The 20,729-nt window shown below is 69.2% G+C and carries 19 protein-coding genes; 9 read left to right on the top strand and 10 right to left on the bottom strand.

Features of this window, described 5'->3' with window-relative positions; all coding sequences use genetic code 11:
- Nucleotides 1-790 precede the first annotated feature (790 nt).
- On the bottom strand, nucleotides 791-1,387 hold the full coding sequence (locus tag BKA14_RS01980) for a TetR family transcriptional regulator (RefSeq protein WP_184949222.1): 597 nt from the start codon (nucleotides 1,385-1,387) through the stop codon (nucleotides 791-793).
- A 62-nt stretch (nucleotides 1,388-1,449) separates the two neighbouring features.
- Between BKA14_RS01980 and BKA14_RS01975 the strand changes: the two genes are divergently transcribed.
- Entirely contained in the window at nucleotides 1,450-2,298 is an 849-nt protein-coding gene (locus BKA14_RS01975) for an oxidoreductase (protein ID WP_239092901.1), read from the top strand.
- On the opposite strand, the gene BKA14_RS01970 is transcribed toward BKA14_RS01975, so the two are convergent.
- From BKA14_RS01970 to BKA14_RS01940, 7 genes are all read right to left on the bottom strand, one after another.
- A complete protein-coding gene (locus BKA14_RS01970) occupies nucleotides 2,274-2,531 on the bottom strand; it encodes a hypothetical protein (RefSeq protein WP_184949220.1) in 258 nt (85 codons plus the stop codon). The genes BKA14_RS01975 and BKA14_RS01970 overlap by 25 nt on opposite strands.
- Nucleotides 2,528-3,745, bottom strand: coding sequence for an inorganic phosphate transporter (locus BKA14_RS01965; RefSeq protein WP_184949219.1), 1,218 nt, complete (start codon nucleotides 3,743-3,745; stop codon nucleotides 2,528-2,530). The genes BKA14_RS01970 and BKA14_RS01965 overlap by 4 nt, the downstream gene beginning before the upstream one ends.
- 156 nt (nucleotides 3,746-3,901) lie before the next feature.
- A complete protein-coding gene (locus BKA14_RS01960; RefSeq protein ID WP_184949218.1) occupies nucleotides 3,902-4,219 on the bottom strand; it encodes a DUF3349 domain-containing protein in 318 nt (105 codons plus the stop codon).
- 9 nt (nucleotides 4,220-4,228) lie between these two features.
- Complete coding sequence (locus BKA14_RS01955; protein WP_184949217.1) at nucleotides 4,229-4,525, bottom strand: hypothetical protein; 297 nt, start codon at nucleotides 4,523-4,525, stop codon at nucleotides 4,229-4,231.
- Nucleotides 4,526-4,538: 13 nt separating this feature from the next.
- Nucleotides 4,539-5,759 (bottom strand): inorganic phosphate transporter, encoded by a 1,221-nt coding sequence (locus tag BKA14_RS01950; protein ID WP_184949216.1) that lies wholly within the window; start codon nucleotides 5,757-5,759, stop codon nucleotides 4,539-4,541.
- Nucleotides 5,760-5,872: 113 nt separating this feature from the next.
- Nucleotides 5,873-7,948: a PQQ-dependent sugar dehydrogenase gene (locus BKA14_RS01945; protein ID WP_184949215.1), complete on the bottom strand. Its 2,076-nt coding sequence runs from the start codon at nucleotides 7,946-7,948 to the stop codon at nucleotides 5,873-5,875.
- The gene (locus BKA14_RS01940) at nucleotides 7,948-8,856 is read right to left on the bottom strand and encodes a sugar phosphate isomerase/epimerase family protein (protein WP_184949214.1); all 909 of its coding nucleotides are present in this window, start codon (nucleotides 8,854-8,856) and stop codon (nucleotides 7,948-7,950) included. Before BKA14_RS01940 ends, BKA14_RS01945 begins: the two co-directional genes overlap by 1 nt.
- Nucleotides 8,857-9,104: 248 nt before the next feature.
- Between BKA14_RS01940 and BKA14_RS01935 the strand changes: the two genes are divergently transcribed.
- Nucleotides 9,105-9,983: a phytanoyl-CoA dioxygenase family protein gene (locus tag BKA14_RS01935; protein WP_184949213.1), complete on the top strand. Its 879-nt coding sequence runs from the start codon at nucleotides 9,105-9,107 to the stop codon at nucleotides 9,981-9,983.
- Nucleotides 9,984-10,055: 72 nt separating this feature from the next.
- Here the strand turns inward: BKA14_RS01935 and BKA14_RS01930 are convergent, their stop codons facing one another.
- Together BKA14_RS01930 and BKA14_RS01925 are read right to left on the bottom strand one after the other, a co-directional pair.
- Nucleotides 10,056-11,375 carry an aspartate aminotransferase family protein gene (locus BKA14_RS01930; protein WP_184949212.1) on the bottom strand — a complete coding sequence of 440 codons (1,320 nt, stop codon included), beginning with the start codon at nucleotides 11,373-11,375 and terminating at the stop codon, nucleotides 10,056-10,058.
- A 976-nt stretch (nucleotides 11,376-12,351) separates the two neighbouring features.
- Entirely contained in the window at nucleotides 12,352-13,728 is a 1,377-nt protein-coding gene (locus BKA14_RS01925) for an aminotransferase-like domain-containing protein (protein WP_184949211.1), read from the bottom strand.
- A gap of 176 nt (nucleotides 13,729-13,904) precedes the next feature.
- Between BKA14_RS01925 and BKA14_RS01920 the strand changes: the two genes are divergently transcribed.
- The 7 genes from BKA14_RS01920 to BKA14_RS01890 are packed head-to-tail and all read left to right on the top strand — an operon-like array spanning nucleotide 13,905 to nucleotide 20,727.
- The gene (locus tag BKA14_RS01920) at nucleotides 13,905-14,744 is read left to right on the top strand and encodes a nitrilase-related carbon-nitrogen hydrolase (protein WP_184949210.1); all 840 of its coding nucleotides are present in this window, start codon (nucleotides 13,905-13,907) and stop codon (nucleotides 14,742-14,744) included.
- Complete coding sequence (gene hydA, locus BKA14_RS01915; RefSeq protein WP_184949209.1) at nucleotides 14,741-16,141, top strand: dihydropyrimidinase; 1,401 nt, start codon at nucleotides 14,741-14,743, stop codon at nucleotides 16,139-16,141. Before BKA14_RS01920 ends, hydA begins: the two co-directional genes overlap by 4 nt.
- Before the next feature lie 9 nt (nucleotides 16,142-16,150).
- Entirely contained in the window at nucleotides 16,151-17,146 is a 996-nt protein-coding gene (locus BKA14_RS01910) for a TIGR03842 family LLM class F420-dependent oxidoreductase (protein WP_184949208.1), read from the top strand.
- Entirely contained in the window at nucleotides 17,143-17,985 is an 843-nt protein-coding gene (locus tag BKA14_RS01905) for an ABC transporter permease (protein WP_184949207.1), read from the top strand. Before BKA14_RS01910 ends, BKA14_RS01905 begins: the two co-directional genes overlap by 4 nt.
- A complete protein-coding gene (locus BKA14_RS01900) occupies nucleotides 17,982-18,761 on the top strand; it encodes an ABC transporter ATP-binding protein (protein WP_184949206.1) in 780 nt (259 codons plus the stop codon). The genes BKA14_RS01905 and BKA14_RS01900 overlap by 4 nt, the downstream gene beginning before the upstream one ends.
- A complete protein-coding gene (locus BKA14_RS01895; protein WP_184949205.1) occupies nucleotides 18,758-19,522 on the top strand; it encodes an ABC transporter permease in 765 nt (254 codons plus the stop codon). Before BKA14_RS01900 ends, BKA14_RS01895 begins: the two co-directional genes overlap by 4 nt.
- A gap of 59 nt (nucleotides 19,523-19,581) precedes the next feature.
- Nucleotides 19,582-20,727 carry an ABC transporter substrate-binding protein gene (locus BKA14_RS01890; RefSeq protein ID WP_184949204.1) on the top strand — a complete coding sequence of 382 codons (1,146 nt, stop codon included), beginning with the start codon at nucleotides 19,582-19,584 and terminating at the stop codon, nucleotides 20,725-20,727.
- The last annotated feature ends 2 nt before the right edge of the window (nucleotides 20,728-20,729 follow it).

Raw genomic sequence — 20,729 nt, 5'->3', positions numbered from 1 at the left:
GCGTGCAGGGCGAGCAGCCGTGCCACGCGAACGGCGAGGCGGGCTGCACGGCGAGCAGTGGCACGAGGCGATCGGCGAGGCCAGGGGCGATTGGCCGGGCTGGGGGCGAGCGGCGGGCAAGGCAAACGGCCAGTGGCGCGCAATGCGGGCAGCCGTGCCAGGCGAACGACGAGGCGAGGTGCACGGCGAGCAGCGGCGCGAGGCGAACGGCGAGACGGGGGGCGAAGCGAACGGCGGGCAAGGCGAAGGACTGGCGGCACGCAGGGCGAGCAGCGCGCCAGGCGAACGGCGAGGCCGGGGACGACCGGCCGGGCTGAGGGCGAGCGGCGGGCAAAGCGAACGGCCAGCAACGCGCACGGCGAGCAGCCGCGCCAGGCGAACGGCGAGACGGGGGGCGAAGCGAACGGCGGGCAAGGCGAAGCACTGGCGGCACGCAGGGCGAGCGGCGTGGCCGGGGCAAGCGGACGGGGTAAGGGTGTCGGGTGAAGCGAGCGGCGGGCGAGGCGGGGAAAGCAAGGCGAGCGGTAGGGCGAGGCCGGTAGGTGAGGCGAATGGCAGGGCGACGCCGGGAAGCATGAACAAGGCGAACGGCAAGGCGACGCGAGCCGGCACGGCGGCACGAAGGCCGCCGGACGGCCGGGCGCATGACCGGCGAGGCGACGCGAGCGTCAGGGCGACGTAAAGGCAGGCGCGGCGACAAGGGAACACAACCGACAGAGCGCCGCAAGGCAGGCGCGACGGCGAAAGGCGAACGGCCGCCTGAGCCCCGCGAGCGAGACCCGACACGGCGTCAGCGCCGCAATGCGGGCTCCAGCACGGCGAAAGCCCGATCCACCAGCTCCTGCGGATCCACCGATCCTCCGCTGCCCGCCCACCGCTGCAGCACAGCGTCGAAGGCGGCCAGCGCCATCCGTACGGCCATTTCCGGGAACAGGTCGTCCGGGGGCAGCCCCAGCCGGGACGCCAGCACCTCGGTCAGGCCGGCTTGGGCGTCGGCCTGCAGGGACAGGAAGCGGGCGTGCAGGGTCGGTGTTTCGAGGATGAGCCGCACCACGGCCAGCATTTTGACCGGGTCGTGGTGGCCGGAGCAGAAGTCGATGGCCACTCCGATCGATTGGCGTAGCGCGACCGCCGGGGGCTCGGCGGCGGGGCGGGTGGACAGCGCCGCCTGCACCTGGTCGCCCACGTCGGCCAGCAGCTGGATGACCACGTCTTCTTTGGAGGCGTAGTAGCGGTGGAACGTGCGCCGGGACATGCCGGCCGCGGCTGCGATCTCGTCGACTGTGGTGGTGTCGTAGCCCTGCCGGGCCAGCAGTTGCAGGGCGATTTCGCGCAGCTCGTCGCTGACCAGTTGTCGTTTGCGCTGGGCCAGGGAGGGCACGACCATGATCGCGATGCTACTCCATGGCGCCGTTGACACACTGTGTCAGCAAGGGCACGATGAGGCGCATGACGAAGACTTATGTCATCACCGGGGCCAACAGCGGGCTGGGTTTTGCGACGACGAAAGCGCTCACCGACCGCGGCGCTCACGTCATCATGGCCGTACGGGATGGGAACAAGGGCCGGGAAGCGCAAACCCGCCTGACCGGCGGGAGCAGCGAGGTGCGTGTGGTCGATCTGGCCGACCTCGCTTCGGTGCGCGCCTTCGCCGACGGGATCGAACGGGCCGACGTGCTCATCAACAACGCGGGCGTGATGGGGCTGCCGCGCACGCTCAGCGCCCAGGGGTTCGAGTTGCAGTTCGCGGTCAACCACCTGGCCCATTTCGCGCTGACCGGCCTGCTGCTCGACCGCATCGCCGACCGGGTCGTCACGGTCAGCTCGACCCTGCACAAACGGGGCCGCCTCGACTTCGACGATCTGAACGCCGAGCACGGCTATCGTCACGGCACCGCTTACAACCAGTCGAAACTGGCCAACGTCGTGTTCGGCCTGGAGCTGCAGCGCCGGCTGCGGGGCTCGTCGCTGCGCAGTGTGCTGGCCCACCCGGGTTACGCGGCGACCAGCCTGCAGGCCAAGACTCAGCCGGGCCTCTATCGGCGGGCTCTGCTGCTCGGCAACCGGTTCCTGGCCGCCTCGGCCGAGGAGGGCGCGCGGCCCACGGTGTTCGCCGCGACCGATCCGGCGGTGACGGGCGGCCAGTTCATCGGTCCGGGCGGGCTCGGCGAGATGCGGGGCGCCCCGCGCGTCGTCCAGCCCGCCCGCAAAGCCACCGATCCGCGGGTCGCGGAGCGCCTGTGGTCGGTCTCGGAGCGGCTGACCGGGGTCCGTTACTTGTCGACGACTGTCGGATAGACGTGCTCGAAGCTGATCGTCTTGCCGAAGCCGCTGGCCACGATGAACGTGATTCCCAGCAGCACCCCGAGAATGACGACGGCGAAGAGCCCGTACGCGATGGGCTTGCCCCGGCGACCACCGGCGAGCGCACGAATGCCCAGCGCGAACAACGCCGGCAGTCCCGCCCCCAGGACCAGCCCGGCCGCCAGCACCTTCCACGCGCCTTCGAGGGCGAATCCGAGGTTGCTCATCGGGCCGCCACCTTCTCCGCCGGGACGGGGACCGCGGGGTCCCACTCGTCGTTGACGTTGTTGTGGTCGATCGGGGCGACCCGGGACCGCAGCCACATCCCGGCTGCCGCGAGCAGCAGCAGGACGAAGATGACGATCGCGCCCGCGACCCCGCCCACGAAGTCGCCGAGGTACCACATCAGCGCGCCCACCACGGCCGCCGCGGGCAGCGTGATCAGCCAGGTCGCGACCATCCGGCCGGCCACCCGCCAGCGCACCTGCGCGCCGGGCTTGCCCACTCCCGAGCCGAGGATCGAGCCCGTCGCCACGTGCGTGGTCGACAGGGCGAAGCCGAGGTGGCTGGAGGCCAGGATGACCGCGGCCGACGAGGATTCCGCGGCCATGCCCTGCGGCGGGGCGATCTCCACCAGACCCTTGCCGAGCGTCCGGATGATCCGCCACCCGCCCAGGTAGGTGCCCAGCGCGATGGCGATCGCGCAGGCCGCCTTGACCCAGAACGGGATGTTCCCGGTGTCGGTCCAGTCGCCGGCCGCGATCAGGGCCAGCGTGATGACGCCCATCGTCTTCTGCGCGTCGTTGGTGCCGTGGGCCAGCGAGACCAGCGAGGCGCTGCCGATCTGGCCCCACCGGAAGCCGTTCTCGGTGAACCGCTGGGCCACCCCCACAGTGATCTTGTAGATCAGCCAGGTGCCCACGGCGGCGACCAAGCCCGCGATCACCGGTGAGATGAGGGCGGGCAGGATCACCTTGCCGACCACACCGTCGAGTTTGCTGCCGTTGCCGTTCCAGTTGACACCGGCCCAGCCCAGGCCCGCGATGGTGGCGCCGACGAGGCCACCGAACAGCGCGTGCGAGGAGCTCGAGGGCAGGCCGAGCAGCCAGGTCAGCAGGTTCCAGACGATGCCGCCGATCAGGCCGGCCAGCACGATCAGCAGCAGGGCCGTGCCGCCGTCGGCCAGCAGCGAGGCCTTGGGTGTCCCGTCCGGGTTCTGGATGCGCACGACCGCGTTGCTGACGGTCAGGGCAACCTCGACCGACAGGAAGGCGCCGATGAGGTTGAGGATGCCGGAGAGCGCGACGGCCGTTTTGGGCCGCAGGGCGCGGGTGGCGATGGAGGTGGCCATCGCGTTCGCCGTGTCGTGGAACCCGTTGGTGAAGTCGAAGCCGAGGGCCGTGATCACCACCAGGGCCAGGATCACCGATGTCTCTGTCACCCCGTCAGAATCAGGGCTGAAAGATCGGACCAGAAGAGTTCAACTTCTGTGAATTTGATATTACGTCCCAGTTACCGAGCCGATCACTGCTCGTTCACCTGCAGTTCACCTTACGGCCGGGTCCGGAGGCCCGGCCGCAAGCTCTCGTGCGGAATGTCACTCGGTGGGCGGGTCCGCCAGGGGCCAGCCGCCGGCCGCCAGGTGGGCCGACACCCGCGCCACGTCGGCGGGTGTGGCGTCCTGCAGCATCGAGTCGCTGATCATGGCCTCGATGTCGTCCCCGGTGATCGGGTCGTCGCTGGTCAGCGAGGTCTCGGCCAGATCGGCGGCGATCTTGCGAATCTCGTCCTCGGTGAGCTTGCGGCGCAGCACACCGAGCAGGGCCACGTAGTCCTGGCGCGGCACCCCGGTCGGGTAGCCCGCGCGCAGCCAGCCCACCGTACGGGTCAGGAAGTTGGAGCGGTTGTCGGTCACTGCCGTCCCCTACTTGTCGACGATCGTCGGGTAGATGTGCTCGAAGCTCAGCGCCTTGCCGAAGCCGCTGGCCACGATGAACGTGATACCCAGCAGCACCCCGAGGATGACGACCGCGAAGAGAACGTAGCCGAGAACCTTGCCGGCCGGGTTGGGCGCGGCGTGATCGACTTCCGCGTCGCCGCCCGCTCCCCAGGCGAGCGAGCGGATGCCGAGCGCGAACAGGGCGGGCAGACCGGCGCCGAGAATCAGGCCGGCGGCCAGAACCTTCCAGGCGCCTTCGAGGGCAAATCCCAAGTTGTGCATGTCGGTGGCCCTCTCAGCTCGCGGTGCCGGCGGGGACGCGCTCGGACGGCTGCTCGTCCCACTCGTCGTTGACGTTGTCGTGGTCGACCGGCGTCTTGCGCGAGTGCCAGTACATGTAACCCGCCGCCCCGAGCAGGAGCACGAAGACGATCAGGGCGCCGGGCAGGCCGCCGCCGAGGAGGTGCCCGATCCACCACATGATCGCACCGACGACGGCCGCCGAGGGCAGGGTGATCAACCAGGCTGCGACCATGCGACCGGCGACCCGCCAGCGCACCTGGGCGCCGGGCTTGCCCACGCCGGAACCGAGGATCGAGCCCGTCGCCACGTGCGTGGTCGACAGGGCGAAGCCGAGGTGGCTGGAGGCCAGGATGACCGCGGCCGAGGCGGACTCGGCGGCCATGCCCTGCGGGGGCGCGATCTCGACCAGGCCCTTGCCGAGCGTCCGGATGATCCGCCACCCGCCCAGGTAGGTGCCGAGCGCGATCGCAATGGCGCAGGAGGCCTTGACCCAGAACGGGATGTTCTTGGTGTCGGTCCAGTCGCCGGTGGCGATCAGGGCCAGCGTGATGACGCCCATCGTCTTCTGCGCGTCGTTGGTGCCGTGCGCGAGCGAGACGAGTGAGGCGCTGCCGATCTGGCCCCAGCGGAAGCCGTTGTCGGTGAAGCGGGCCGCGACACCGACGGTGACCTTGTAAATGATCCACGTGCCGACCGCGGCGACCAGCCCCGCGATCACCGGGGACATCAGCGCCGGGAGGATCACCTTGCCGATGACGCCGTCGAGCTTGGAGCCGTCGCCGTTCCAGTTGACGCCGGCCCAGCCCAGGCCCGCGATGGTGGCGCCGACGAGACCGCCGAACAGCGCGTGCGAGGAGCTCGAGGGCAGGCCGAGCAGCCAGGTCAGCAGGTTCCAGATGATCCCGCCGATGAGGCCGCACAGGACGATGAGGAGCAACGCTGTGCCACCGTCGGAGGTCAGGGTCTCCTTGGGTGTGCCGTCGGAGTTCTGGATCCGGACGACCGCGTTGCTGACGGTCAGGGCGACCTCGACGGAGAGGAACGCGCCGATCAGGTTGAGGATGCCGGAGAGGGCCACAGCCACCTTCGGCCGCAGTGCTCCCGTGGCGATGGACGTGGCCATCGCGTTCGCCGTGTCGTGGAACCCGTTGGTGAAGTCGAAGCCGAGGGCTGTGACGACCACCAGGGCCAGGATGACCGTTGTCTCTGTCACACCGTCAGCGTTGCCCCGGTAATGGTCGCCTGAAAGAAAGCTGAGAAGAACGACAGTTAAACTTTGCGCAATGGGAAGGCCGGGCCCGCGGGCCCGGCCTTCCGCTGCTTACCTCAGTTGGACGGCTGGAGAACCACGGTGTCGCGGCCGGTCTGCGGCGGGACGCCGGTGTCCGTGTAGGACGCGACGAACACACCGGTCAGGTTGTCGGCCCCGGCGTGCCCCGGGTCGAGGAACGTGGTGATCGAGCCGGTGCAGCCGGACGCCGTGCTGAGCGGGTGCCCGTGCTGGTCGTGCCCGAGGATGTACGTCACGGTGACCCGCGAGCAGTCGACCGGGGCGTCATCGGTCACGCGCACCTCGAAGTTCACCGTGTCACCGAAGGCGAACGGCTGGCCCTCCTGCGGGGTGACGAATTCGACGACCGGGGCCGCCGTGCCGACCGGCAGGATCACCTCGGCCGAGGCGGACCGGCCGGTGCTGTCGGTGACCTTCAGCGTCGGGCGGTAGTCGCCGTTCGCGGTGAACGTGAAGGTCGGGTTGGGCGCGGTGGAGTCGACCTTGTTGTCGTTGTCGAGGTACCACGCGTACTTCAGCGCGTCGCCGTCCGGGTCGGTGGTGCCGGCGCTGGAGAACTGAACCGTCAGCGGCGCCTGGCCCGACGTCGGGGTGGCCGACACCTTCGGGATCGGCGTGCGGTTGCCCCGTACGTAGTCGAAGCGGGACAGCTGGGCGTCCGGGTTCTCGTTGAAGTACCCGTCGCCGTACTCGAGGACGTAGAGCGCGCCGTCGGGGCCGAACTCGAGGTCCATCGGGTTGTCGAAGACCAGCTCCGGCAGCACCGGTTCGATCTTCGTCACCTGGTTGCGGCGGTCCAGCGTGAACGCCTTGACGTAGTCGCGGGTCCACTCGGCGAACAGCGGCTTGCCGTCGAACGCCTGCGGCCACTTGATCTGCGAGCGCGACCGCTTGTCGTACTCGTAGGCCGGACCGCCCATCGGGCCGATGCCACCCGTGCCCAGCTCCGGGAACTGCGCGCTGGCGCCGTAGCCGTAGATGACCTCGGGCTTCTCGACCGGCGGGAGGTTCTTCAGGCCGGTGTTGTTGGGCGACTCGTTGACCGGCTTGGCGCAGTTGAACGGCGCGCCGCTGGTGCCGGTGGCGAAGTCGTAGTCCACGTACGGCTGGTCGGGGGCCACGCAGTAGGGCCAGCCGTAGTTGGCGGGCTTGTCGATGGCCACCCAGCGGCCCTGACCGGCCGGGCCCCGCGCCGGGTTCGCGTTCTGCGCGTCGGGCGAGTAGTCGCCGACGTAGACCACGTCCGTACGGGGATCCACAGTGAACCGGAACGGGTTGCGCAGACCCATGGCGTAGATCTCGGGCCGGGTCTTGGGGGTGCCCGGCTTGAAGAGGTTGCCACGGGGGATCGAGTACTTGCCGCTGCTGTTCACCTTGATGCGCAGGACCTTGCCGCGCAGGTCGTTGGTGTTGGCCGCGGTGCGCTGAGCGTCGAAGACCGGGTTGCGGTTCGCGCGCTCGTCGATCGGGGCGTAGCCGTCGGAGAAGAACGGGTTGCTGTCGTCACCGGTCGACAGGTACAGGTTGCCCTTGCTGTCGAAGTCGATCTTGCCGCCGACGTGGCAGCACTGACCGCGGTCGGTGGCGACCTGCATGATCTTCTGCTCGGTCTTCAGGTTCAGCGTGCTGCCCTGCAGCTTGTAGCGCGAGAGCTGCATGTAGCCCTTGAACGGGGCGAAGTCCGCCGCCGTGCCCTCGGCGGGCGCGTCACCCTCGTTGACCTGCGGGGTGTTGGGGTCGTCGGACGGCGTGTTCAGCGGCGGCGAGTAGTAGACGTAGACCCACTTGTTGCGCTCGAAGTCGTCGTCGACCGCGATACCCTGCACACCCTCCTCGTCGTGCAGGTAGACCGGGATCGTCGCGGCCAGCACGTTGCGGCCCGTGGCGGGCTCGTGGATGCGGACCTCGCCGCCGCGGGCCGTGTGCAGCACCCGGCGGTCGGGCAGCACCGCGATCGCGATGGGCTCGCCCGGGAAGTCGTTGAGCGTGACCTTCTGGAAGTCGGACGACGGCGGCAGCGGCTGGCTGGGCTGAGAGGGCCCGGCCACGGCGGCCGAAGGCACCACGAGCAGCGCCGCGCCGACGATGCTGAGAACGGTGAGGCGGCGCATCAGAACCGCAGCCCGTCGAGGAAGTCGAAGCCGCGCTCGGCCGTGACCAAGGCGTCGGCGGGGGTGCGCGGCGGCGATCCCGCGTCGTCGCGTTCCACGATGTACTCGATGAGCCCGGCCTCCTTCGAGTTCTGGAAGATGCGGCCGAAATCGATCAGGCCGTCGCCCGGGTCGGCGAAGCTGGCGTTGGCGTCAAGGTCCTTGACGTGCACCTGCTTGATCCGGCCCCGGTTCTTCTTGATCAGGTCGACCGGGTCGTTGGCCCCGCGGAACGCCCAGAACAGGTCGACCTCGAGGTGCACGTAGCGGTCGTCGGTCTCGCCGGTCAGGATGTCGAAGCCGGTGAGCTTGGTGCCGGTCTGCCGGAAGAACTCGGCGTGGTGGTTGTGGTAGCCGAACGACAGCCCGGCCCGCTTGGCCAGCTTGCCGGCCTTGTTGAGGTCGGCCGCGAAGGCGCGGTAGACGGCCGCGTCACGGATCGGGCCGTTGGCGCCCTGCCCGAAGAACGGGTGGACGATGAACTTGTTGCCGACGACGTTGGCGTCCTGGAGGGCCTTCTCCCAGGTGTTCGCGTCGAACGGCTGCGGAATGCCGACGTGGCCCGAGGTGGCGCGCAGGCCGGCGGCGTCGAGGGCAGCCCGGAACTGAGCGGCCGTGCGGCCGACGAACCCGGCGTGCTCGACCCGCTTGTAGCCGATCTCGGCGAGCTCCGCGAGGCTCGCCTCCAGGTCGATGGTCAGCTGGTTGCGCAGGGTGTAGAGCTGCACGCTGATCTGGTCACGCGGAACCCGCCGGGACGACGAGTGCGAACCGCCCGCCTGCGCGGCGCCCGGCACTGCGAGGGTGGCCGCGGCGCCGGCTGCGGCTGCGGCGCCGAGTAGCTGACGGCGATTCAATGACTGCGGCATTGCGGTCTCCTTTGAACGACATCGCTCGATACATTACGCAGGTGTTTCGTTCGGAGGGAACCTAAGTTTCTTCAGATCCAGCAAAAGTTTCCCGCGGCCGGGCAAAACTCTCCGTCACGCTGAGTGCCCGCGAGCCGCGTTGCTTCGAAGTGTTTCGACAACTGCAACGCGCACCCCACCGAGCCGCGTCTTACCCATCAAGCGCGCCGAGTTCCCAGGGAACAAAACTCGACAGGGGGACCGGAACAATGCAAGAAACGGGATTCGAGGCCATCACCGAGGAGCAGCGGAATCAATTTTTGAACGACGGGGTGCTGGTGGTCCGCAACGCCCTCGACGAGGAGCGCCGGGCCCGGCTCGAGGCCGCCGTCGACCGGGTCTACGCGCAGGAACGCGAAGCCGGCCGGCTCAAGCCCGACGGCACCCTGCACCTGCTCGGCTTCCTGCCGCGCGACGAGGAGTTCGGCGAGCTGCTGACCGTCCCGGCCACCTTCCCGTACGTGTGGGGGCTGGCCGGCTGGAACATCTACACCCACCACAACCACCTGGACGTGACACCGCCCAATCCGTTCGAGAACGAGCCGGCGTGGGGCTGGCACCAGGACGGATACCGGCAGAACAGCGACCCCGAGACCCTCGGCGGGGAGCACGCCCGGCCGATGTTCTCGCTCAAGGTGGCGTACGTGCTCTCGGACCTGTCGCGCACCGGGCGGGGTGCGACCAAGGTGATCCCGGGCAGCCACCTCAACAACACGCTGGAGCGACCCGCGGGCGGCGGGGACCCCCGCGGGACCATGGAGATCACGGCCGACCCGGGCGACTGCTTCATCTTCGACCGGCGGCTCTGGCACTCCCGATCACCCAACCGCAGCGCCGTCACCCGCAAGATCCTGTTCATCGGGTACACGTACCGCTGGATCCGGCCGCTCGACGACATGCCGATCGACAAGGACTCCGAATGGTGGCGTAATCGCACCCCGGTGCAACGTCAATTGCTCGGGGAGGCCCCGCACACGGCCAACCATTGGGGTGTCGGATGGGACGGATACATCGACGAGAAAATTCCGCTGCGGCACGAATTGTCGACCCGGGGACTGCTCGACCGGTCGGTGCCCTGGCTGCGCTGAGCACTACGGTCGGTGATCACCGTTGGCCCCTCCCTGCCCCCGGGACGGGGCCAACGGTCCCGCATAGCGAGATCAGGCTATGCGTGCCTCGGCGTCCACCCGGGACAGTGCCCCGGTCAAAATCGACAAACCGTCGCGCGCTTCGGCCTCGGTGAGGGTCAGCGGCGGGCCCATCCGCAACACGTTGCCGTAGAGGCCACCCTTGCCCACCAGCAAACCGCCGGCCCGGCACTCGTCGAAGACGCGCACCGTGGCGGCCGGGTCGGGCTCACGCGTGCCCGGACGCACGACCTCAATGCCGATCATGAGGCCCTTGCCGCGCACCTCCCCCACGATCGGCAGATCGAGCGCGCGCAGACCGTCGAGCAGGACAGCACCCGTACGGGCGGCATTGCCCTGCAAATCATGATCGAGCAGATAGTCCAGCACGGCCACACCGGCCGACATCGACAGCGGGTTCCCGCCGAACGTGGAGAAACTGATCGCCGGCACCGCGTTCATCACCGACTCGCGCCCGACCACCCCGCCCAGCGCGAACCCGTTGCCGATCCCCTTGGCGAAAGTGATCAGATCGGGTGTGACGCCGTGCGCCTGATAACCCCAGAAATGCTCCCCCGTACGGCCCCAGCCCGTCTGCACCTCGTCGGCGATCAGCAGGATCCCGTGCTCCCCCAGGACTTTCTGATACGCCCCCAGCAGCCCGTCCGGCCCGGACACGAACCCGCCGACCCCCTGAATCGGCTCCGCGATCATGGCCGCCACATCGCCCGCGGTGACCGTGGCCAGCACCTCGCGCAGATCATCCACGGCCGCGTCCACGACGTCCCCGTCGGCCAGCCCCGCCATCCGCCCGCGCAGCCTGTCCCCCGAGGCCAGCCACGAGACGTTGAGCGGACTGAGCGAACTCGACGACCAACTGCGGTGCCCCGTGACCGCCATCGTGGCGAACGTCCGGCCGTGATAGCTGTTCTTGATGGCCAAGATCTGATTGGAGCGGCGCACGTTCGCGGCCATCAGCAAAGCCGTCTCGTTGGCCTCACTGCCCGAGTTGGTGAAGAAGACCCGGGCGTCGGGGATGCCGGAGACACGCGCGATCCGCTCGGCCAGCTCGACCTGCTGCCGGATCAGATACAGCGTCGACGTATGCACGACACCGGTCGCAAGCTGACGCTGAACGGCCGCGTTGATCTCCGGGATGTCGTAGCCGATCATGTTGGTCAGCACGCCGCCGAAAAAGTCCAGGTAGGTGCGACCGTCGGCGGCAGTGACGTGGCGCCCCTGACCGCTGACGATCTCGAGGGCGTCGTCGCCGTAGTAGACCGGCATCCAGTGAGGCATCACCGCCCGATGACGGGCCAACAGGTCATCGCTCACCGGCAGGTCATCACTCATGATCGGCTCCTTTGCACCAGTAGAAGATCAAGTTCGGACTCCCGAGCCCAGGCCGCTCCCGCGGAAGATCCAGAAGCGGATGTCCTCGCTGAGTGGTGGGTGCGAACCGTCGCTCCCGCGGGGACCCGGCCGGGCTTCGCTGGCCGCTGACGCGTCCAGAACGCGAAACCCACCCGGGCGACGTGAGTGAGTGGTTGCGCCCCACCCCGCTTGTCCATATATGACGGTCGTTCACAGACGCCCCGGACCACCCCCACCCCAGCTCTTGGGAGGGGCCGAGTAGACCAGCCGGGTACGACATTTCGCGGAGCTTGTCCACAGGAACCAGCCGCCGCCCAGTGCCAAGCAGAGAACGGAGTCGCGGGCGAGGGCGGGATCGCAGGCCCAGACGGGCTCGCAGACTTGGGCGAGCTCGCAGCCTCGGGCGGGACCGCATGCTCGGGTGGCATCGCGGGGTCAGGAGGGATCGCCCACGCAGGCTCGGGTGGGATCAAGAGTCCAGACGAGATCGCACGCGCAGGCTCGGGTGGGATCAAGAGTCCAGACGAGATCGCACGCGCAGGCTCGGGTGGGATCAAAAGTCCAGACGAGATCGCACGCGCAGGCGTGGATGGGAACGCGGGTATGGGCGTCCTCGCAGGCGCTGACCGGCGCGGAACTGCGGGCGCAAGCCTGGACGGGAACGCGGGTGTAGGCGGAGCTGCAGGCGCAGGCCCGGGTGAGGTCGCGGGGCCAGGCGGAGTCGCAGGCGCGGACCGGGGCGGGATTGCGGGCCGTTCGCGCGGCTGAACGACCGGGCCGATGGGTGGCCGACCGACCGGGCCGATAGGTGGCCGACCGACCGGGCCAGTGGGTGGCCGACCGACCGGGCCAGTGGGTGGCCGACCGACCGGGCCAGTGGGTGGCCGGCCGACCGGGCCGATGGGTGGCCGACCGACCGGACCAGTGGGTGGTTGCGCCCGCCGGCGTCCGGGGTTCATCGCCAGCCTCGGGGGTGGGGGCGGGCTCGGGGGCCGCTGCCGCGGCGGTTGAGCAGGGCGGCGCCGGCCAGGACGTCGGCCAGGTCGTCGAAGCGGGAGGCGACGAGGCCGGCGGTTATGCGCACGTGGTCGGCGCCGAGGGGGGCCACGCAGAAGGGGGAGCCCGGAGAGACGGCGATGCCGTGGGCGGCCAGGGCGACCATGGCGATCTGCTGGTCGTCGACGGTCATCCACAGGTTGATGCCGTCGGCCGCGGTGGCAGTGACGCCCCGGGAGTGCAGTTCGGTCAGCAGGGTTGCGCGTCTGGTGGCGTACGTGGAACGGGCTTTTGACACTTGCGCGACGGCTGCGGGGTCGGTCAGCAGGTCGAGCAGGACGCCTTGGAGCAGGCGGCTGGACCAGCCGGGGCCGAGCAGGCGGCGGTCCGCCACCGCACCGATCACCCGGGCCGGGCCGCCGACGGCCGCCAGGCGCAGGTCGGGGCCGTGGCTTTTGGAGAAGCTGGCGACGTGGACCGTGCGGGTGGGCAGGGAGCTGCCGAGGCTGACGGGGGCGGCGGTGGCGATGTCGCCGGCGTGGTCGTCCTCGACCACCAGGACGTCGGGGAAGCTTTCGAGCACTGCCGCCAGTGACGATGCGCGCGCCTGGGGCATGCTGACGCCGGTCGGGTTGTGCGCGCGGGGTTGCAGGAACACGGCGACCGCGGGGTAGGTGTCGAGCACTTCGTGGAGCAGGTCGGGGCGCATCCCGTACGCGTCCATCGGCACCCCCACCACCGTGGCGCCGACGGTTTGCAGCAGGTCGAGCAGGGGCGGGAAGGCGGGGTTCTCCACCACGACGTGGTCGCCGAACCGGACGACGGAGGCGATCACGCGGTCGAGTGCGTCGAGGGCGCCGTCCACGACGGTCAGTTGTTCGGGTGGGGAGGGCCACCGTTCGCGCAGCACCGTTTCCAGTGCGGGCAGCACCGGCTCGTCCAGGTAGCTGGAGGTCAGCCGCCCGTCGCCGAGTCGTTTGAGCGCGTCGGTCAGGTCGGGCAGCAGGTCGTGGTCGGGCACGCCGGTCGACAGGTCCCGGGTCACCGCGGCCGCCTGACCGCCCAGCTGGGAGTAGCGCCAGCGCTGGCGGGGCAGCACGGGGGCCGCCACGAAGGTGCCGGAGCGGCCGCGGGTCTGGATCGCGCCGGCCCGGGTGAGGCTGCGCCAGGCTTCGCTGACCGTGGTCGGGCTGACGCCGAGTTCGCGCGCCACGTCGCGGACCGTCGGCAGGCGGGTGCCCGCGGTCAGCTGCCCGGCGGTGACCAGTCGGCTCACCGCCGCGGCGATTCCGCGGGCGCTGCGGTCGTCGACGGCTCCCGTGATCAGCGCCAGCAAATTACCTCTCCGAAACATTTGGTTACGTTCAAGCAATTGTCCGCCTGAATGTGTGTCGTTAGTGTCCTACGGCATCCGAAGCGGACAAGCAAGCCCTAGCGCAGCTGGTATGACGGGGAGTAGACACACGATCACAGGCGCTTCCACCGCGCCGCCGCACGATGAAAGGGGCAGTCATGAGCGACATCGTTCGCGCCGCCCTCGTCCAGACGACATGGACGGGCGATAAAGAATCGATGATCAAGGCGCACGAGGACTACGCCCGCGACGCCGCCGCGCAGGGCGCGAAGGTGATCTGCTTCCAGGAGCTCTTCTACGGCCCGTACTTCTGTCAGGTGCAGGAGCCGGAGTTCTACGAGTACGCCGAGTCGATCCCCGGCCCGACCACCGAGCGCTTCCAGGCCCTGGCGGCCGAGCTCGGTCTGGTGATGGTCCTGCCCATGTACGAGAAGGAGCAGGAGGGCGTCCTCTACAACACCGCCGCCGTGGTCGACGCGGACGGTTCCTACCTCGGCAAGTACCGTAAGCACCACATCCCGCAGGTGAAGGGCTTCTGGGAGAAGTTCTACTTCCGGCCCGGCAATCTGGGCTACCCGGTCTTCGACACCGCGGTGGGCAAGGTCGGCGTCTACATCTGCTACGACCGGCACTTCCCGGAGGGCTGGCGCGAGCTGGGCCTGGGCGGCGCGCAGATCGTCTTCAACCCGTCGGCCACCAGCCGCGGCCTGAGCAGCTATCTGTGGCAGCTCGAGCAGCCGGCCTCCGCGGTCGCCAACGAGTATTTCGTGGGTGCGATCAACCGGGTCGGCACCGAGCCGCTGGGCGACAACGACTTCTACGGCCAGAGCTACTTCGCCGACCCCGAGGGCAAGTTCGTGGGCGAGGTCGGCGACACCCACAACCCCGAACTGATCGTCCGGGACCTCGACCTGGGCCTGATCAAAACCGTACGCGAACGCTGGCAGTTCTACCGCGACCGCCGCCCGGAGTCCTACACCCGGACGGTGGAACTGTGAGCACGCTGATCAAGAACGGGACGGTGATCGGGCCGACCGGCCCGTACGCGGCGGACGTGCTGGTCGACGGCGAGACCATCGCGGCGATCTTCGCGCCCGGTCAGGCCCCCGACGGCCCCGAGGTCATCGACGCGGGCGGCAAGTACGTGATCCCGGGTGCGGTCGACGCTCACACCCACATGGAGCTGCCGTTCGGCGGCACCGCGGCCAGTGACACCTTCGACACCGGCACGCGGGCCGCGGCCATCGGCGGCACCACCACGATCATCGACTTCGCCGTGCAGCGCTACGGCGAGGTCGTGCAGGACGGGCTGGCCGCGTGGCACGCCAAGGCCGCGGGCAACTGCCACATCGACTACGGCTTCCACATGATCCTGGGCGGCGTGGACGACGATTCCCTCAAGGCCATGGACCAGCTGGTCGGCACCGAGGGCATCACCAGCTTCAAGCTGTTCATGGCGTACCCGGGCGTCTTCTACTCCGACGACGGGCAGATCCTGCGCGCGATGCAGAAGGCCCGCGACAACGGCGCCCTGATCATGATGCACGCGGAGAACGGGCCGGCCATCGACGTGCTGGTCAAGCAGGCCCTGGAACGCGGTGAGACCGACCCGATCCACCACGGGCTGACCCGCCCGCAGGAGCTCGAGGCCGAGGCCACCAGCCGGGCCATCTGGCTGGCCTCCGTGGCCGCCGACTGCCCGCTCTACATCGTGCACCTGAGCGCCTCGAAGGCCTTGGAGCAGGTGAAGGCGGCCCGCGACCTGGGCCGCAACGTGTTCGCCGAGACCTGCCCGCAGTATCTCTACCTGACGCTGGAGGACCAGCTGGGCGCGCCCGGCTTCGAGGGCGCCAAGTGGGTCTGTTCGACTCCCCTGCGCAGCAAGCACGAGAGCCACCGGGCCGACCTGTGGCAGGGCCTGCGCACCAACGACCTGTCGGTGGTGTCGACCGACCACTGCCCGTTCTGCATGAAGGACCAGAAGGAGCTCGGGGTGGGCGACTTCTCCAAGATCCCGAACGGCATCGGCAGTGTGGAGCACCGGGTCGACCTGCTCTACCAAGGTGTCGTGGACGGCAAGCTGTCGCTGGCGCGCTGGGTCGAGACGATCGCCACTACCCCGGCCCGCATGTTCGGCATGTATCCGAAGAAGGGCATCATCGCGCCCGGCTCGGACGCCGACATCGTGCTCTACGACCCGAACGGCCGCACCCGGATCAGCGTCGAGACGCACCACATGAACATGGACCACTCGGCCTGGGAGGGCTGGGAGATCGGCGGCAAGGTCGACACCGTCCTGTCCCGCGGCGAGGTCATCGCGTCCGGGGGCGAGTACACCGGACGGGCCGGCCGGGGCAAGTACGTTCCCCGCAGCCTCTCCGACTACCTGGTCTGAGGGGCGCGCATGGACATCGGTGTAGTGCTGCAGAACAACCCGCCGGCATCACAAGTGGTCGAGCTGGCCAAGATGGCGGAACAGCAAGGGTTCAGCCACGTCTGGACGTTCGACTCGCACGTGCTCTGGCAGGAGCCGTTCGTCATCTACTCCAAGATCCTCGACGAGACCGAACGGGTGGTCGTCGGGCCGATGGTGACCAACCCCGGCACCCGCGACTGGACCGTGCTGGCCTCGATGTTCGCCACCCTCAACGAGATGTACGGCAACCGGACCATCTGCGGCATCGGCCGGGGCGACTCGGCGCTGCGGGTGCTCGGCGCGCAGCCGCAGACCCTGGCCCAGCTGCGCGAGTCGATCGGGGTGATCCGCGGGCTGGCCAACGGCGAGAAGGTCGAGCTGAGGGGCACCGAGCAGCAGTTCGCGTGGGCCCCCGACAGCCGGCTGGAGGTGTGGGTGGCCGCGTACGGGCCGAAGGCTCTGGCCCTGACCGGTGAGGTCGGTGATGGCTACATCCTGCAGCTGGCCGACCCCGACATCGCCGCGTGGATGATCGCGGCGGTGCGGCGCGCGGCCGAACGGGCGGGCCGGGATCCGATGGCCATCAAGTTCTGTGTGGCCGCCCCGGCGTACGTGGGAGACGATCTCGCCCATCAGCGGGAGCAGACGCGCTGGTTCGGCGGCATGGTCGGCAATCACGTGGCCGACATCGTGGCCCGTTACGGCGGCGACGGCGCCGTGCCGCAGGTGCTGACCGACTACATCAAGGGCCGTCAGGGCTACGACTACGCCGAGCACGGGCGGGCGGGCAATTCGCACACCACGTTCGTGCCGGACGAGGTGGTCGACCGGTTCTGCCTCCTGGGGCCGGTCGAGAGTCACCTCAAGCGGCTCGAGGAGCTCAAGGCCCTGGGCGTCGACCAGTTCGCGGTCTATCTGCAGCACGACGCGAAGGAAGAGACGTTGACCGCGTACGGCGAGAGCATCATCCCGGCGATCTCGTGAGGAAAGCCCTGTACACCTTGGCCGGGATCGCGGTCTTCGTGGTGCTCTGGGAGGGCTACAAGCTCGTCGGCAACCCGGAGGGCACGGTGCTGTTCGGCGTCCGGGTGCTGCCGCGCGCCGACGACCTGTCGATGCCGCACCTGTGGTCGGTGCTGCAACGGCTGGGCCGACCGGAGCTGACGGGCGGACGGCCGGTGTGGATCGTCATCGTGCGGGCCTGCCTGTTCACGCTGGGCATCACGGCCGCCGGGTTCGTGATCGGCGCGTTCGTGGGGCTGCTGCTGGCGGTGGCGATGCAGCGCTTCCGGATCGTCGAGCGCGGCCTGCTGCCGTACGTGATCCTCAGCCAGACGGTGCCGCTGGTCGCGCTGGCGCCGCTGGTGGCCGGGTGGGGCGGCACGATCATGCCGGCCTGGGCCACGGTCTCGGTGATCGCCGCCTACCTGGCGTTCTTCCCGGTCGCGGTGGGCATGCTGCGCGGTCTGCAGTCGCCCGCGGCGAGCGGGGTCGAGCTGATGCGCAGCTACGCCGCGGGCTGGTGGCGCACGCTGGTCAAACTGCGCTTCCCGGCCTCGCTGCCCTACCTGTTCCCGGCGCTGCGGCTGGCCGGGGCGGCGGCGGTGGTGGGCGCGGTGGTGGGCGAGATCTCGACCGGCACGCGGGGCGGCATCGGCCGGCTCATCATCGAGTACTCCCGCGAGGCCACCTCGGACCCGGCCAAGGTCTACACCGCGATGCTCGGGGCCGCCCTGCTCGGCCTGGTCGTCGCCGGGCTGGTCAGCCTGCTGGAACTGCCGCTCATGAGACATCGGAGGCACGTGGAGGTGGTCACCCTATGAGTGCCGTGCTTGTCGAGGGCGTCACGAAAGTCTTCAACCAAGGCCGTACGGACGAGGTCGTCGCCCTGTCCGATGTCGACCTGTCCGTGGGCAACGGCGAGTTCGTGTCGCTGATCGGGCCGTCCGGGTGCGGCAAGAGCACGTTGCTGCGGCTGATCGCCGACCTGATCGCGCCCAGCACCGGCACGGTCACGGTGGCCGGCAAGAGCGCGGGGGCGGCGCGCCGGGAACAGGCGTACGGGATCGCCTTTCAGCAGGCCGGCCTGTTCGAGTGGCGCACTGTGCTCAAGAACGTGGAACTGCCGCTCGAACTGCGCGGGCTGTCGCGGGCCGAACGCACGGCCAAGGCCCGCGAGATGCTGGCCCTGGTCGGGCTGGACGAGTTCGCCGGGCACTATCCGGCTCAGCTCTCCGGGGGCATGCAGCAGCGGGTGGCTATCGCCCGGGCCCTGGCCGTACGGCCGCCGCTGCTGCTGATGGACGAACCGTTCGGGGCCCTGGACGAGATGACCCGCGAACGGTTGCAGTCCGAACTGCTCGGCATCTGCGCGCAGACCGGCACCAGCACCGTCTTCGTCACCCACTCGATCTCGGAGGCGGTGTTCCTCTCCGACCGGGTCGTGGTGATGTCGGCGCGGCCGGGCCGGATCACCGCGTCCATTCCGGTCACGCTGGAGAGCCGCGACGAGGCGGCCCGGCAGTCGCCGCACTACTTCGAGTGCGTCACGGCCGTGCGGCAGGCGTTGCGCGGCACTCCGTTGAAGAGCGCGACATGAGGTGGGTCCGGGCCGTGCTGCCGCCGGTGGCCGTCGGGGTCCTCGCCATCGTGCTGTGGGAGGTCGCCGTCACGGCCGGGCGGATCGCACCGTTCATCCTGCCCGCGCCCTCGGCCATCTGGGCGCAACTGGTCGAGCAGCGGCAGAACGTTTGGGAGGCCGCGCTGGCCAGCGGCACCAACGCGTTGATCGGGCTGGTCGGCGGAACTGTGGTGGGTGTGCTGGCGGCGATGGCGTCGAGCCGGTTCCGGCCCCTGTCGGAGGTGTCGCTGCCGTTCGCGGCCGTGCTCAACGCGCTGCCGATCATCGCGCTGGCCCCGATCCTCAACAACATGTTCGAGTCGACCAGCAGCATCCCGCGCCGGCTGGTGGCCGCGATCATCGTGTTCTTCCCGGTCTTCATCAACACGCTGCGCGGCCTGCGTGAGGTCGACCCCATCCACCACGAGCTCATGCACACGTACGCGGCCAGTGGCTGGACCTTCGCCGTCAAGGTGCGCCTGCCCTCCTCGCTCCCCCACGTCTTCACCGGCCTGCGGCAGGCGTCGTCGCTCGCCGTCATCGCCGCGGTGGTCGCCGAGTACTTCGGTGGCCTGCAGAACGGGCTGGGCTCCCGGATCACGTCGGCCGCCGCGTTCACCGCCTACCCCCGTGCCTGGGCCTTCGTGGTCGGCGCCTGCCTGCTCGGACTCGTCTTCTATCTCACCACCCTGCTGGTGGAACGTCTGGCGATGCCCTGGCGTACGCGTCTCATCGCCTGACCCGTCTCGCTTCCTCTCCGCTCTCTCCGCACGATCGACCGAACCCCGAGAGGACCTCCATGCGACCGATCCGGATATTTACTGCTATCGCCGCCGCGTCTGCTCTGCTCGTCGCCGGTTGCGGCACCGCCGACCAGGACTCCGCCACCCCGGCCCCGGGCGGCAGCGGTGGCGCCCTCAGCCCCGTCAAACTGCAGCTTCAGTGGTTCTTCCAGGCCCAGTTCGCCGGGTACATTGCCGCGGTCGACCAGGGCTTCTACAAAGAGCAGGGCCTCGACGTGGAACTGCTCGAGGGCGGCGTCGACATCGTCCCGCAGACCGTTCTCGCCCAGGGCAAGGCCGACTACGCCGTGGCCTGGGTGCCCAAGGCGCTGGCCTCCCGCGAGCAGGGCGCCGGCATCACCGACGTCGGTCAGATCTTCGGCCGCTCCGGCACCTACCAGGTGGCCTGGAAGGACAGCGGCATCACGAAGGCGGCCGACCTCAAGGGCAAGAAGGTCGGCAACTGGGGCTTCGGCAACGAGTTCGAGCTGTTCGCGGGCATGACCAAGGCCGGGCTCGACCCGGGTAAGGACGTCACGCTCGTGCAGCAGCAGTTCGACATGCAGGCGCTGCTCAAGAAGGAGATCGACGCCGCCCAGGCGATGAGCTACAACGAGTACGCCCAGCTGCTGGAGGCCAAGAACCCGGCCACCGGCAAGCTGTACACGGCCGACGACTTCTCGATCATCGACTGGAAGACCGAGGGCTCGTCGATGCTGCAGGACGCGGTGTGGGCCAACACCGAGAAGCTCAACGACCCGGCGTACCAGCAGCAGACCGTCAAGTTCCTGACCGGCACGATCAAGGGCTGGGCGTTCTGCCGCGACAACGCCGAGAAGTGCCGCGACCTGGTGGTGGCCAAGGGCTCCAAGCTCGGCAAGAGCCACCAGCTGTGGCAGACCAACGAGACCAACAAGCTGATCTGGCCCGCCCCCGGCGGCATCGGCGTGATCGACGAAGCCGCCTGGAAGCAGACCGTGGACATCTCGATGACCACCAAGAACCAGACCGGTGACACGGTGCTGACCAAGACCCCGGAAGGCCTGGCCTTCACCAACGACTACATCAACCAGGCCATCACCGCGGCCAAGGCGGCCGGCGTCGACGTCAACGGCACGTCGTTCCAGCCGGCCCAGGTCACCCTCACCGAGGGCGGCGCCTGAGG

Origin of the sequence: Paractinoplanes abujensis (assembly GCF_014204895.1) — a bacterium.
GTDB classification, from domain to species: domain Bacteria; phylum Actinomycetota; class Actinomycetes; order Mycobacteriales; family Micromonosporaceae; genus Actinoplanes; species Actinoplanes abujensis.
The sequence above is the reverse complement of the archived record's forward strand: the minus strand, read 5'-3'. Positions and strand labels throughout refer to the sequence as shown.

Coding starts and splice junctions, on each gene's coding strand:
- BKA14_RS01935 (WP_184949213.1), top strand. CDS start 9,105: ATGCAAGAAACGGGATTCGAGGCCATCACCGAGGAGCAGCGGAATCAA.
- BKA14_RS01945 (WP_184949215.1), bottom strand. CDS start 7,948: ATGCGCCGCCTCACCGTTCTCAGCATCGTCGGCGCGGCGCTGCTCGTG.
- BKA14_RS01980 (WP_184949222.1), bottom strand. CDS start 1,387: ATGGTCGTGCCCTCCCTGGCCCAGCGCAAACGACAACTGGTCAGCGAC.
- BKA14_RS01970 (WP_184949220.1), bottom strand. CDS start 2,531: ATGAGCAACCTCGGATTCGCCCTCGAAGGCGCGTGGAAGGTGCTGGCG.
- BKA14_RS01900 (WP_184949206.1), top strand. CDS start 17,982: ATGAGTGCCGTGCTTGTCGAGGGCGTCACGAAAGTCTTCAACCAAGGC.
- BKA14_RS01955 (WP_184949217.1), bottom strand. CDS start 4,525: ATGCACAACTTGGGATTTGCCCTCGAAGGCGCCTGGAAGGTTCTGGCC.
- BKA14_RS01890 (WP_184949204.1), top strand. CDS start 19,582: ATGCGACCGATCCGGATATTTACTGCTATCGCCGCCGCGTCTGCTCTG.
- BKA14_RS01895 (WP_184949205.1), top strand. CDS start 18,758: ATGAGGTGGGTCCGGGCCGTGCTGCCGCCGGTGGCCGTCGGGGTCCTC.
- BKA14_RS01910 (WP_184949208.1), top strand. CDS start 16,151: ATGGACATCGGTGTAGTGCTGCAGAACAACCCGCCGGCATCACAAGTG.
- BKA14_RS01930 (WP_184949212.1), bottom strand. CDS start 11,375: ATGAGTGATGACCTGCCGGTGAGCGATGACCTGTTGGCCCGTCATCGG.
- BKA14_RS01920 (WP_184949210.1), top strand. CDS start 13,905: ATGAGCGACATCGTTCGCGCCGCCCTCGTCCAGACGACATGGACGGGC.
- BKA14_RS01940 (WP_184949214.1), bottom strand. CDS start 8,856: ATGCCGCAGTCATTGAATCGCCGTCAGCTACTCGGCGCCGCAGCCGCA.
- BKA14_RS01975 (WP_239092901.1), top strand. CDS start 1,450: ATGACGAAGACTTATGTCATCACCGGGGCCAACAGCGGGCTGGGTTTT.